Annotated in this window: 12 protein-coding genes; 3 read left to right on the forward strand and 9 right to left on the reverse strand. The window is 39.1% G+C overall.

Annotated elements, in window-relative coordinates; all coding sequences use genetic code 11:
• The first annotated feature begins 118 nt into the window (after positions 1-118).
• The gene (locus BLT07_RS04545) at positions 119-1,669 is read left to right on the forward strand and encodes a PKD domain-containing protein (protein WP_091866214.1); all 1,551 of its coding nucleotides are present in this window, start codon (positions 119-121) and stop codon (positions 1,667-1,669) included.
• A 75-nt stretch (positions 1,670-1,744) separates the two neighbouring features.
• On the opposite strand, the gene BLT07_RS21675 is transcribed toward BLT07_RS04545, so the two are convergent.
• The gene (locus BLT07_RS21675) at positions 1,745-1,960 is read right to left on the reverse strand and encodes a GtrA family protein (protein ID WP_091866216.1); all 216 of its coding nucleotides are present in this window, start codon (positions 1,958-1,960) and stop codon (positions 1,745-1,747) included.
• Between the two features lie 1,000 nt (positions 1,961-2,960).
• On the opposite strand from BLT07_RS21675, the gene BLT07_RS04555 reads away from it, so the two are divergent.
• Positions 2,961-4,676, forward strand: a complete 1,716-nt coding sequence (locus tag BLT07_RS04555) for a PKD domain-containing protein (protein ID WP_091866218.1) — start codon at positions 2,961-2,963, stop codon at positions 4,674-4,676.
• Between the two features lie 83 nt (positions 4,677-4,759).
• On the opposite strand, the gene BLT07_RS21680 is transcribed toward BLT07_RS04555, so the two are convergent.
• The 7 genes from BLT07_RS21680 to BLT07_RS04590 form a co-directional block, all read right to left on the reverse strand.
• A complete protein-coding gene (locus BLT07_RS21680) occupies positions 4,760-5,161 on the reverse strand; it encodes a GtrA family protein (protein WP_091866220.1) in 402 nt (133 codons plus the stop codon).
• 42 nt (positions 5,162-5,203) lie between these two features.
• On the reverse strand, positions 5,204-6,268 hold the full coding sequence (locus BLT07_RS04565) for a glycosyltransferase family 2 protein (RefSeq protein ID WP_091866222.1): 1,065 nt from the start codon (positions 6,266-6,268) through the stop codon (positions 5,204-5,206).
• A gap of 32 nt (positions 6,269-6,300) precedes the next feature.
• Positions 6,301-7,563, reverse strand: a complete 1,263-nt coding sequence (locus BLT07_RS04570; RefSeq protein WP_091866224.1) for an ArnT family glycosyltransferase — start codon at positions 7,561-7,563, stop codon at positions 6,301-6,303.
• Between the two features lie 9 nt (positions 7,564-7,572).
• On the reverse strand, positions 7,573-8,595 hold the full coding sequence (locus tag BLT07_RS04575) for a sulfotransferase (RefSeq protein ID WP_091866226.1): 1,023 nt from the start codon (positions 8,593-8,595) through the stop codon (positions 7,573-7,575).
• A 187-nt stretch (positions 8,596-8,782) separates the two neighbouring features.
• On the reverse strand, positions 8,783-9,757 hold the full coding sequence (locus tag BLT07_RS04580) for a polysaccharide deacetylase family protein (RefSeq protein WP_091866228.1): 975 nt from the start codon (positions 9,755-9,757) through the stop codon (positions 8,783-8,785).
• A gap of 28 nt (positions 9,758-9,785) precedes the next feature.
• Complete coding sequence (locus BLT07_RS04585; protein WP_091866229.1) at positions 9,786-11,090, reverse strand: NAD(P)/FAD-dependent oxidoreductase; 1,305 nt, start codon at positions 11,088-11,090, stop codon at positions 9,786-9,788.
• Positions 11,087-12,088 carry an NAD-dependent epimerase/dehydratase family protein gene (locus BLT07_RS04590; RefSeq protein WP_217633288.1) on the reverse strand — a complete coding sequence of 334 codons (1,002 nt, stop codon included), beginning with the start codon at positions 12,086-12,088 and terminating at the stop codon, positions 11,087-11,089. The genes BLT07_RS04585 and BLT07_RS04590 overlap by 4 nt, the downstream gene beginning before the upstream one ends.
• 502 nt (positions 12,089-12,590) lie before the next feature.
• On the opposite strand from BLT07_RS04590, the gene BLT07_RS04600 reads away from it, so the two are divergent.
• Positions 12,591-12,791, forward strand: coding sequence for an FIG domain-containing protein (locus BLT07_RS04600; protein WP_091866235.1), 201 nt, complete (start codon positions 12,591-12,593; stop codon positions 12,789-12,791).
• Between the two features lie 232 nt (positions 12,792-13,023).
• Here the strand turns inward: BLT07_RS04600 and BLT07_RS04605 are convergent, their stop codons facing one another.
• The gene (locus tag BLT07_RS04605; RefSeq protein ID WP_091866237.1) at positions 13,024-13,896 is read right to left on the reverse strand and encodes an AraC family transcriptional regulator; all 873 of its coding nucleotides are present in this window, start codon (positions 13,894-13,896) and stop codon (positions 13,024-13,026) included.
• Positions 13,897-14,011 lie beyond the last annotated feature (115 nt).

Raw genomic sequence — 14,011 nt, forward strand, 5'->3', positions numbered from 1 at the left:
GTATCCATTTCATCGAAAAATAACAACATTTAGTCGTTATAGGCGTTAGAATTAAAAATTAATTCGTCCTAAACTTTATTCTTTGAACGACTTACATGTGTCTTATAATAAAATTCTTATGCTTTTATTTGTAGCTTTAGCTGTATTTTATTCTTGCACTGCAGATGAAGACCTCCACCTTGACTCGTTAAATCAGAATAGCACAGAAAAACTAAATATAATCAATAAAGAATCTTCTGGAACTTCATCTTCCGATTCGCCACCTTCAAATCAAACAGATACCACCACGGTCTCCCACAAACCAAGTACTGATCCCATCGCGGTCGTTTCACCTTCAAGCGGGTTTTCTCCCCTTGAGGTAACTCTTACTGTTGGTAACTTGGTAGTAAGTAAAACATTTACAAAATATGAATGGAAATTCAAAGATGGCACTAAGGTATCGTCGGCCAAAGCCGTACATACTTTTAAAGAAGTCGGAGAACATAAAGTTGAATTAACAGCTACCGATGAAGAAGGTCAGGTCGTAACCGATTCTGTAACAGTCACTGTACTAGAACCCGAAAATGAGTTTCCCGTTGCGGTAGCTTCGGCTACTACACTTATAGGGGATGCACCTTTAAAGGTGGACTTTACAGGTGGCAATTCATCGGATGACACGGGAAATGTAGACTATTTTTGGGATTTCCAAGATGGCTCTTCATCGAACCAAGCCAACCCTTCACATACTTTTAACGACCCTGGTGTTTATAACATATGGCTCACAATTATAGATGAAGAGGGGCTAAAAGATAGGGTCTCACTTACAATAAGCGTCAATCAAGTAAATATAGGCAATATAGCTTGCGGCACAGGTGGTGGTATGGCTGGCGATACCGGTCAAAAAGTCTGGTGCTGGAATTCAGTTACCATACCTGACTACTCTAACACAAAGGGCGTAGGTTTTAGTAATGGAGAACTAAAGGTCGATTCGGAATGCTATGAAAAACAGGTAAGTATAGAAGGAAACCGATTAAAATTCCGCGTGAACCCTATAGGACCTAAGGTTGGCAGTTGGTGTTCGGAAGATTTTAACATGCGTGCCGAAATACGTACCGCACCATGGAACGTTCGCCACACAAAAGGAACCGAAGAATGGTTCGGTTGGACCTATACTTTTGGAAACGATTATAGTATTGACCGGAACAACCAATGGCTTTTTTTTCAGGTTCATAATGGGGTAGTTGGTCAATCTCCTCATGTCGAATTAATGGTGGTCAAGGACGGTCAGTTCAACGGGCATAGCGCCGGTGAGATTTTTGTGGTAAACAATGCTACGGGAGGATCGAAATATAACCCAACAGGTATTACCCCGAGAGCGGGGAATGCATTAGATGTAGTTGTACATACTATTTGGGGCGATGGGTCCAATGGCAAGTTTCAGGTTTGGATAAACGGGCAGAAAGTACATGACAAACAGGAGGCAACGGTCTATGCCTCCCATCCTTGGGCTGGAAACGCAAAATGGGGAATCTATAAATGGCCTTGGAGGAACGAATCGAGCGTTCGGGAATCCTTGGAGCAAGGACTCAAACCTTTGGAGACATACATGGGGACGTTACGTATTATAACGAGACAACCTGGAGAACCCGATTACGGGAAGGACTCCTATTCGGAGGTCGCGCCGGATTGAAGTAGATAATTAGCTGAATCAGATTAAAGATAAAGAACTCAAGGGTCGTTTCGCTAACATTTCCTATTTTCTAGACTATCTACCTTCTTTAAAGACAAATTTCGCATTTAGAAGATAGCAAATGAAAATGTAAATCACCGAAGATATTAGGTTTGCCAAATTTACTTCTATGCTCGCTATCTCCACACAAAACATTAGTAGAATAAGGCTTATAAAGTAGCAGAGGACTCCAACCGATAGAAATAAAAATAGCTGACGAAATAGCGGGTTTGTTAATTTAAATTTTGATATCTATTTTTATTCTTTAGATCCACAAATGCGATTGTGAAAAAAAATAGATTCAAGAATAGCAATATGGTAATGAAATTTCAATCTCTACAAGTCTGTAAAAAAAGACACAGACATTGATATAAAAATGTAATAGAACATTGTAATCGCAACAATTAATTCCCTGTTTTTTATCTAATATTTGGATGAGCTTACATTTTTTCAATAACTCTACTTTTGGAAATTATTTCATTTAATTTAGGTCAAAGAGTAAATAATTTTCCTTCGTCCAAAAAATTCGTTTTCGCAATGAGGTGCACAGATAGAAACGGTGAAAAGCCCATAAAAAGTACTTTTTTTGAGAAACCAACCTCACAGGGGGTGTAAGGCAAATTTCCGTTTTTTAGAAAAAACCTGTCCCGTATTTCCCCTAACCTCCTCCCGAGGGAGGGAAAATGAAGTCCCAATTAAATAGTAATACCGTTAATATATAAGTCGTTTCCCTCCCTGAAAACGAGGGTTAGGGAAGGGACAATTCTTGGGAGATGACTAATCCACGATCCGATTACGGAAATTTGTTGTACCCAATCACAAACCTCCGTCTGGAAGCTTTGTGGATATTCAAAATCCCTTCTTTACTTCACTTGCAAATTATAAAAAATGTCTCCAGAGGATTATCAGAAATGAACAATTTATCCTTCAAAAGAAACTGGCGCAATATTGAATGAGCCACCTCATTCTAAGTAGCGGAGATTTACACCATCAATGATTAAACTTTGACTACTTTAAAATATGGGAAATAGAGGCAAATCATCATACTACATGTTAGTAAATTTGAAATAAAACAGAAGTGTAGCTAATGTAAAAACATTCCTAAAAGCCTGAATCGTTAAAAAAAAAGGTATTTCATCGATCTTTATTGCATTTCGTCGTCTACCATTGAACTTGGACTTACATTCGCCAAAATTATTTTTTAACTACTTGGACACATCTATGTGGACAAACAACATCTAATTAAAATATTATGAATTTACGTTCCCCCAACTCGTTGCTGTATTTCCTATGCTTTATCGCCATCTCACTTCTGTTAAATATTTCTTGTAATAACGACATGGATATGGCCAGTGACGCGGTTCTAAACGAACAGGCAACTTATGCTACGGCTAAATCAAACCTCGAACTCAAAACTACTGTTTTTCCGGTTACCCAAGATGCATATCTTCAAAGTGGCAGAGGACATAACAAGTCAATCGTTCGGTTAGAGGAAAACAGTAGAAAAGGCTATCTAATGTTTGATTTGAGCAAAATTGACAACCTAAGTGGCAAGATTACCTCCGCTCGCTTAGAATTTATTATCGATAGTGACCCTGGATATGGAAGGATTGAAGTATTCGAAGGGGATTCGAATAATTGGAAAGAAAATAGCTTGTCAAACAATTCAGCACCCAATATCGAAAATCAATTAGGTTCGGTACAACAAGTATTTCCACTCTACAAAAAAGTTAGGATTGATTTGAATGCGGACAAATTGCTTCCTGAATTGAACACGCTCATTTTAAGACATAGCAATGGGAACGATTTGGCGTTCGCCTCCAAAGAAAATGCAAAACTAAGTGGAAGCCAACTGGTAGTAACCTACAGTGTGACTACAGGTTCAGGCTCATCAAACACGGGAACGAACAAGGCTCCTAATGCCGTAGCAACGGCAAGTACCCTTACCGGGAAAGCACCCTTACAGGTGGATTTCACCGGGAGCAATTCGTCGGACGATAAGGGGGTCGTAGGCCATTCCTGGGATTTCCAGGGCGGTTCCTCCTCCTCGGCGAACACGACCCATACATTCGACAACCCAGGTATCTATGATGTTACCCTAACGGTTACGGATGCTGAGGGCCTAATAGCTGTCTCGAAGGGCTTGAAAATCACCGTGAACGAAGCGATCGGGGGCAATACCCCCTGCAACACCGACGGCGGAAGGGCGGGGGAAACAGGATTAAAGTTATGGTGTGTCGATGGTATGGAAAATCCGCTTTCCGGTTCGTTCGCCAACGGAGACCTAAAAGTGGACAAAGATGGGTCGAACTCCACGATTCCGAAAGAAAACGGGCGGATAAAATTTAATGTGACCCCGGATGGGTCCGGGAACAAGAGGGCCGAGATCAGGACTGCCCCCTGGAACGTCAAACACACCTTGGGAACCGAGGAATGGTTCGGCTGGAGCTATACATTTGGCAACGATTATGTAATCGACCAAAATAGCCAATGGAAGTTCTTCCAGGTGCATAACGGGGTCGTTGGCGAATCTCCCCAGATTGGTCTGGAAATAATAAATAAAAACCAATTTGGCGGACATGGCGCCGGCGAAATCTATGTCACCAACTCCACTACATCCCAAAATTACAATGCAACGGGAATCACTCCAAGAGCGGGGCAAACACTGGACATAGTCGTTCATGCCATTTGGCACAATGCGGCCAATGGGCTTTTGCAGGTTTGGATAAACGGCACCAAGGTATATGACAAACAGGTATCGACCGTATTTGCCTCCCATCCTTGGGCCGGCAACGCGAAATGGGGCATCTACAAATGGCCTTGGTCAAGTCAGTCCAACGTTCAGAAGTCCGTCAATCAGGGAATAAGGGGCCTTACGACATACATGGGCAATTTAAAGATAATAACGAAAAGACCTGGAGACCCCGATTATGGTTCAAACTCTTACTCAAGGGTTGTGCCGGATTAAATTTGAAGATTAGCTGAATTGGGCTAAAGAACTATGGAAATCGGTTTCCAAAACTTGATTTGCATAGTCTATCCGTGAGCAGATCATTGAAGAAAAACAAACCTTTTTCTGAAAACAAAATTAAATACGGCGATACTAATGGTGACCACTGTTTTGGATATTACATACCAAATAGCCAAGTATTCGGTCATTAGAAACATAAGTAAGACGTTTAAAAGGAATCCGAAAAATGAAACGACGAAAAATGCTAAAATTTCTTTTTTTTGAGAGTATCTACCTCCTTTAAACACAAATTTCGCATTTAATAGATAGCAAATAAAAATGACAATCACTGAAGATATGGCGTTCGCCAAGTTTACATCTATGTTCGCCACTTCTACCAAGAACATTAATAGAATGATGCTTATAAAGTAGCAGACCACCCCAACCGATAGAAATAAAAATATTTGACGAAATAACGGATTTGTCAATTCATATTTTGACATCTTTTTTTGATTTTAAAGTGATTTCTACCGGTGTATTTTTGATTATGATTTTTTAGTCGCCTTTAGAATAGCGGAATTCAAATGAAATAGTTCATCGAAATATCGCTTTTTTTGCAGGGAGATAAATCCCAACCCCATAATTTGAATAGATATTATGAGGGTGACGCCGCCGACAACGAAAGAATATGGTCTTTCTTTATATACCATAGAGACGGCGAGTGAAAACGTGTTTCCAAGTCCTTCCGTCAATTCCGCTGCCATGGGATATTGCAAATAGGTATTAACAAAAATCCAGATGATGATATACAGTGAGATTAGGAAAATCGCAATTCCAAGCATCCAAAAAAATAAATAGGGTCGGAAAATAAAACTGTTGACCAAACCATTGAAAATACCCTTAATGATGCGTAAGCTCGAAGTCCTAATTTTCCCTAGTTTTCTTTGCTCCGACCAGTCAAGATGGGCGGGTATCTCTATTACCTTGGCCCTAAGGATATAAGCTTTAAAAATCAGCTCGGAGTTGATGTCAAAGGTGCTTGATTTTGTATTGAGAGATCGAATAAACCCCCCTTTGAAAACCCGAACCATTCCTGTAAATGTATAGATCTTAAGCCCAGAAGCTCTTCTCATCATATAGTTAACGGTCTTGCTCAATAAGAGCCGTAGTCGGGGAACTGCAGTATTTCTACCTCCCTCCATATAAGGCGAAGCGATAACCATATCGGCATCACATTCCTCCATTTTTGACAAAAGCCGACCGATATGCTCAGGAGCATAGCTAAGATCAATGTCGAGTACAATTACAAATTCCCCCAGTGTATTTTGAAACCCTGTGCGCAACGCTGTACCTAAATTTCGATTAGTTTTATGGTGGTATACGCGTAAGTTATTGTTGGTCTCGGCCAGAGACTCGGCAATATCGCCGGTTTGGTCCGTACTCCCATCATTAATCACCAAAATCTCCCAGATGTATAACCCATTTAGTGTTTCCAGATAATCGTATAACCTGCCAACGTTTTTCTTAATAATGGACTCTTCGTTATAAGCCGGTAGGATGATACTAACTAGTGGTTTCTCGTCTTCGTCATTATTATTAATATTTGCCATTTCAATACTTTGGTTTGATTATCTTGTTTTTATCAACGCTTTACTAAAGTTATTTTCAAAATATTGGTATAACCATAAGCCAGAAATAGTGCTAGTGCCGGAACCATCATTGTGAAATACCTTCCTTTTCCTCCTAAGAGAATCATTCCAAAGCCATAGATTATTGCAAATACTAGTATGGCCTTTAGTTCAAAGGGTATCTTTTTTATGGATAGTAAAGCTGGGTACAGAATCACAATGAAAAGGACTACAATAAACATATTTGGAATAATGTAGCCATAAGCATTCAGATTCTGTGATCTATAGGAAATGGGATAATTAAAAATGAATCGCCCCACATTTGCCAAGGTGTTCTTGCAATACTTCAATGGATATTCCTTCATGTTCTGAAATGCTTTGGCCTTAAAAGCACTGTCTCTTTCCATATTTGAAAGAGATTCTAATTGAAGGTAAAATTCACGATGATTTGTTCTTAAATTCGATAAATTTTGATAAACATCTTCGCTATGGTCGTTCTCGATTTCTTGACCAAGGATACTATTTGAAGAAAACCAATTGCCCGATTCATTCTCAAAAGGAGTTGATCGATGATATAGAATTTCACCGCCCCGCGTACCCAGATAAAATAATTTTCCGGTAACGGAATAGGCATAGGCAATATAAGGCAGTATGAAAACGAAGGCTCCTATAAGTACTAGTGATGCCCAAGTGGCACTTTTCCTGATTTTGGACAGAAATAAAATAAACAATAGTACAGCACTAAGAACAACAACATGAAAGAAAATTACTTTAGTAAGAACTAGAAAACCTAGAAAAAATGAGGCTAATATGCAGCTTTTCCATTTTTGTTTATTCCTTTGGAATAAGTAACAAAAATGAAATATAAAAACGCTCATTAGCATAAAAGAAAATGATTCTGAATAAAGGTATATCATCCATCTTAGGAAAGGCGGATAGAGTCCGATAATACAGGCGAAAATCAGCGCATATTTTTGTTTTGTGTAAAATTGAAGGGTTTTGTGAAAATAAAAAACTCCTATAAATATAAAAATTCCATTCAAAAGCTTTGGAACCAATAAAGGAATTTTTAAGGCTACAAACGGCAACAGAATTAGAGGATAACCAGGTCCGTTGGATAAGTCCGGATTATTCGGATCTGTATAAAACCCTTGAATCAGATTATTCGCATAACGTAAATATCTAAATTCATCTCCCTTAAGGGAACTATCGTATAGAACAATTAGCATCCAATAGAGAGCTAATAATGGCAATAAAATAAGGCTTCGATTTTTCATGTTGTTATCTTATACTTTATGGTCTGTATAAAGTTTTGTGAAACACAAACGAATTCGATTGAACTCATCGTCGCTTAATCGTTGTTTGTTCGCCGCTATGGAAAATTGTAGATGCGCGAGATTCGTAAAATCAATTTTATGATCAAGGGCTTTAAGGCTAACCTTTTGAATTAAATCCGCGGGATTTTCACAAAAATCTTCATAGGACACCCGAATATATTTTTTAGTATCGATTGTTTTCCTGCCTTCGGCTAGAATGCAATTAACTTGATATACTTGGTTACAAATGTCATCGATATAGGAAAGCGGATCTTTACTTTCTTTCGAATCTTCGCTCAATAAGCCCCATCCTATTTTGTCACTGCCTTGAACTGACCGCCGAGATAAAATGAGGGATTGTGCTACGAATATGGGTTCTCTATAAATTTCAATGAAAACAACATTCTCAAAGACCGAATCTAACATTGGAGCACAAAGTGAATTCCGGTTGTTCTTATTTAGAAAGGGTCTTTTTGACACTTGCATCCAAGTATTAAAGAAACTCTTCATTTCAGATTTCTTTTGCTCACTTATATCTTTTATAATATGATTTCTATCATCGCCCAACCATCTATTCCATATTGAAAAAGCATCGTTTGGGCCATCGAGACCAGCGACACTTCCATAGTAGCTTTCGTAATTTCTTTTTGAATTTGGTATAAACCTGTTGAACAACTTAAGCGCTGCTAGGGGCGACCGATGAAATAAAGCAATAAAATTATTCATATAGCTGACGGGTAGGTATTGGGCCAAGGTTTGATACAAAAGGGTAGTGCCGCTTCTCGAACCCCCTAGTATCAAAATAACAGGTTGGTCTGAATCAATCCTTGATTTTTTCAGTATTCTTTTTTCAAAGCCTTGAAGTAGAAAATCAACCGGGACTAAAATTTTCGACAACAATTCCCTGAACAATATAAAATAAGCCGTAGTATTTCTAGAAAGAAGCATGCGCTTAAACAGACCAAATGGGTCTTTGAAATTTGAATAGCTCATTATAATTAGGGTTTAATGATTTCGATTTATTTCCTGTTTATCCGATTATATTGAAATTCTCATTTATTTTTTATCATGGCTATTTCACGGCCAAACTCTTTATGTGCAACAGTCATAAGTTTTGTAAATATGGGGTTCTTTATTGGGCAAAGAGAAGGTTATAACCGAATGGCCTAATTGGCGCTAGCTAGGAAAAACTCCCGTTTATTATTACAGATTTTAATGAATTCTTATTCAATATAGCCGCTACGTGAGTGTTCATGTCAACCAAAGTATAATGCTTTGCCAATCTGTTCATCACCTTTTTGAAAATAAACACTTTTCGGTCACTACTTATATTCATGCCTGGAAAAAAGGCCAAACTTGAAATCTGGTCACCCCCTATTAGGTCTAATGGGTGGAGTAAAAAACTGGGTTGCGTTCTCGTCAGTTTACATAGCAAAATCGCAAAATTCAGGTATAGCATCATGAGATGGGTCGAAATAGTACTTATATACAAAAGATAGCTCAGGTGAAAGGGTATTCTAAAGAATGGCATGGTCGTCACTGGTAGCTCCAGTAATTTTTTGTCGTGTTTTAACTTCCAGAAATAAGGTTTCAGTTTTCTGAATCCGTCCGAGAACTTACCGAAAATTTCTTTCCGATCTTCCCTTTCTTTTTTCGACAGGTTGGAAGTATGGAAATAGTACAATCTGGCGAGGGGTCCAATGACCGTAGGCAGGGTCGAAGCGTCATAGGCATACCCCTTTTCTGCCAGCACTTCCAACAGGGTAGCGCTCCAACTAAAGCCAGGCCCCCGAAAGCCTATTGGTTCTTTACCGGTAACTTCTTTAATAATATCATGGGCTTTATCGATTTCTTGGCGCATTTCATCTTTAGTATAGAGATGAAGCCAAGTTTCATGCTTAAACGAATGGTTCGCAATATCGTGCCCGGCATCGGCAATGTTCTTTAGGTATTTGTGGTTTCGTTCGAATGCCGCATCTTGCCCTACAATGAAAAATGTAATTTTCAGTTTTAGCTCATCCAATACCTGTAATACGTGAGGAACGAAAATGTCAAGATAAGACGGGTATTCTTTCCATCCTTCTTCGCCATGTATTTTCATGTACGACCACTGGTTGTCCATGTCAAGAGAAAGGCTTAAAAATGGTTTGCTCATGATATAGTTTGGTATTAACTCCTATTTTTCAAGGTAGCTCTTTTTTGAAATCGACCATAAAATTTTCAACATGGCTCACTACTGAATTGTTATTCAGTGTATCGTTCAAGAACTGGGATGTGTTCAATACATGGAAATCGGGATGCTTTGTTTTTGTTTTAGGCACTATTTTAGAATAGTTCAAAACCTGTAAAGGCTGTACCTTAAAAGCTTTGTGTATTCTAGCGGATTTCATATCGTCTAGATTGAAATCTGAATAAAGATTTTGCACACCCTCCAAAAAGATAGTTCTCAGCTCGTCGTCCGATTTTGACCAAAATGAATGGTCGGAGGTAACATATTTTGGAAAATAGGTGATGTAGGTACCCGCTGTCTGATCTAAATCTACCAACGAACTCATACCGATAACACCGGTAAAAGGAACTTCTTCGTCTGCAATGTTTAAAACGTAATACGGGGTCAGGGGCTTTTGTGTTAGCAATACAAGACAAATAACCCCTAGATATTCTACCGCTTCTTGATTTTTGGAAATTTCAAATAGGTTAGGCGAAGCCACCTTTTCCAGTATATTTAAGGGAGCGGTAAATATTACCTTGTCAAAATGTTCTGTTTTATCATCGTATGCTATGGTTATACCTCCCGAAGGGTTCGGTGAAATATGCTTAATGGAGCAGTTCAAGACTACATCTGATCCATTTTTCTTTAGCAGTTTCACCAACTGGTCGAAAATCGTTTTATAGCCTCCCGAAACATAGCCCATATGCTCTTTTTGGGCGGCTGAACTACGCGCGTCGAACAGTCTTTTTATATAGGTCCAAATGAAAACAGCGGATACTCTTTCGTGATTTTCACCCAGTTTGGCCAGCAATAAGGGGGACCAAAACTTTTCATAGGTTTTTTTACCTCCGATACGAATCAACCAATCTTTAGCGGATATTTTTTCGAGTTTTTTCCAGTCTTTGATTCTAGACCCATAGAATAGGGTATACCCCAACATCATTTTATCGATTATTCCTAGAGCGGGAAACAATAAAAATTCTTTTGAGCTACTTATCGAATAGAACTTTTTGTGTACATAATAGCCCGTTAAAGACCTTCTCCAATTAAGTCTGTCTTCTAGGCCAAGTTCTTGAATCAAACCTATCAAATGATTGTCGGTCGGCAAAATCACATGGTAAAACCGGTCCCATGTAAAATCGCCATAGTCTTGGTAAGTAGCGAGACCACCCGGTTGGTTTTCTTGCTCAAAAACTTTTATTCTGACATTGCTTTTCGAAATTTTTTGCGCCAGTACGAGGCCCATAAAACCGCCCCCGACTATGCCTATATTCATGTTTTATCGACTTTTTCGAAAGAGACTTTCTTCTGCCATTCGAATGTTTTGCGCAACCCTTCCTCCAAAGATATTTTTGCCTTTACACCCAATATTCTTTGTGCTTTTGAGGTGTCGGGTACACGTTTCATAACATCTTGATACTTTCTGCCAACGGAGATTTCGTTATAAGGAATCAATTTTATCTCAGAATTTACAGGTTCACTGGATAATCCCTTCAAGATATTGGCCAGTTCAAGAATGGTAATTTCTTTATTTGCACCGATATTGAATATTTCGCCATTTGCTTCAGGTTTCATAGCGGCTGCATAGATACCTGCAACGGTATCGTCTACATAGGTAAAGGTTCTGGTCTGCAAGCCATCACCATGAATCGGAATTTCCTTGTTATTGAGGATACAATCAATAAAGACAGATTGTGGCCCTCCCCACCAAGAAAGGTGCTGATTAGGACCATACGAACCGAAGAACCTTAAAATAACCACAGGAAAATCAAAATCTTCCATATAAGCCAACGCCAAGTGCTCATCGAAGAGCTTGGAAACTGCATAGGCCCAACGTGGAACTTTTGAATCACCCATCACGCAATTACCATCTTCTACAAAAGGTAAATCAGGACTCATTCCATAAACATCAGATGTAGAGGCAAGTACGAACTTACATTTCGTCTTACGGGCAAATTCAAGCATATTTTCACTGCCCTTAGTATTGATTTTTAAGGTATCTACCGCATTGCCGTATCTAGGGATCTTATATGCTGCCAAATGTACGATTACATCAAAATCATGGTCGAGATTATCCATTGTGGCTTGGTCTAGAATGTCGCTGTGGATGAAAACAAAATGCGTATGATTTAGAGCGTCGTGAATATTTTCCAACCTACCCATAGATAGGTTGTCTATACCCACGACGTGGTGACCTTCTTGTAATAATTTACTAAGCAAGTTCGATCCTAAAAATCCGGCTACGCCGGTAATAAGAATTTTCTTATGTTTCACAATAGTTTGGTTTGGTGTGATTTATACTTAAAAATGGTATCCCTTGGTTACACAATTTAGACCATTAAAATAACATCCTAAAATCAATTACCAGTCTTTGAACGATCAAAAAGCGCATGATATCGAATTTAGGCCAGCATATCGTTGCAGAAGTCTTTGAGTTTTTGAAATTAACGAAATTAAGGTCAAATATCTCCTTCCAGTGGACACCAGTCAAAATACCTTTCGTACTTTCTCAAAGTAAAATCGCATGTGGTGTAATTCGTAAGAAAGAAAATAGATATACTATTTCGTCCAGAGAACATGACCACCGCATATATGGCGGTGTTCAGGTGATTACATCAGGAGACTGGCCCTACGCACTGTAGTCAAGGGCAACCGGACATTGGTCCGAAATTAAGCGTATGAACTTGCGTTTGGTAAGTTGCAAATGTTTCATGAAAAAATTATCTAACTCAAGTTTCCTATTTTTAGGCTCTCCTTACGGAATAATTGGATAGTAATGAACATGGAAAAAAAATATCAAACAGCTATTGAGGCGGCCATCGCGGGCGGAAAAGAAATTTTAAAAATCTATCACTTTGATGAAATCCAAGTGGAACGTAAAGGGGATAATTCCCCACTCACACAAGCCGATAAGGCCGCAAACTCAAAAATCATCCAATTTTTGGATAAAACGGATTATCCCATTATTAGTGAGTAGAACAAATAACTGGATTATTCGATCAGAAAAAACGAATTTTCACTGCTGTTTCATTAGTGACCCGACAACTCGAACCATCCCGATTTCAATCGATTAAGCCAAAGCTCGGAGTGATTTTCATGTTGTAACGAAATATACTTTTTCGATACAATAATCAGTAATAAAATCATTTTTCAAGTCAATCTAGAGATACGCGTTACGTTGATTTTTAGCACTTTTCTACTGAATTTCCCTACCGATTCAAAAGATACGCCCGCTTATACTCCAAAGGCGTCCTGCCCGTAATTTTTTTGAACTGCCGGTTAAAATTGGAAAGTGTCTGAAATCCGCTTTCGTAACAGGCCCGCGAAACGTTGGTCTTTTTGTCGATCAGGAGCTTACAGGCGTGTCCGATACGGATCTCGCTTACAAACTCGGAAAAGGTCTTGTTGGCATGTATTTTAAAATAACGGCTGAACGAGGTCGGGGTCATGTGGGCCAAGGTCGCTACTTCCGAAATACGTATTTTCTCGGTAAAACGCCGCATGACATGGGCATAGACGCGATTCATACGTTCAGTGTCGCCTTCCTTTTGGGTATTGGTATACCCGTCGCTTGCCAACAGTTCGGTCTCCTCACTTTGTGCCATACAGTTCAATATCTTCATCAGGTGCAGCACCCGATCAAAACCGTTCAGTTTCAATAACTTTACCAGCATTTTTTGAACGATTTGGGCCGTTTTTCCGGTAACGTCCATACCGCGGAGGCTTTTTTTGAAGAGGTGCCTCAGTTTAATGGCTTCCTCTTTTTGCAAAAGGTTTTCGCCAATGAAATTCTCCTGAAAGTAGACCACGATACCCTCCGCTTGGAAACTATTTTTTTGGGGCTCCCCTTGGATGTCACTCCGCCAAAGATGGGGCAGATCGGGTCCGGTAAAGGTGATTTCCCCTTTTTTAAAGGGATGTACATGATCGCCGATAAATCGCGTGCCGCTTCCTTTTAACACCATAAAAATCTGATATTCCGGATGAAAATGCCAGTTGGGATCGAAAACGGACTGTTTCAATGCCTTGATCACAAAAGCATGGGTATCGGGAATAGGGGATTTTTGTAAAGCGGTGTTCAAGGGACGGATGGGTTTAAACGAAATATATCCCTAAGTTACTTAAAAATTCTATTTAATGATATAATACAGTCAATATAAGATAGATGAAGGTATCTTTTTCAGCATATATTTTTCT

The sequence above is a fragment of the Pricia antarctica genome (genome assembly GCF_900101815.1).
Classification (GTDB): domain Bacteria; phylum Bacteroidota; class Bacteroidia; order Flavobacteriales; family Flavobacteriaceae; genus Pricia; species Pricia antarctica.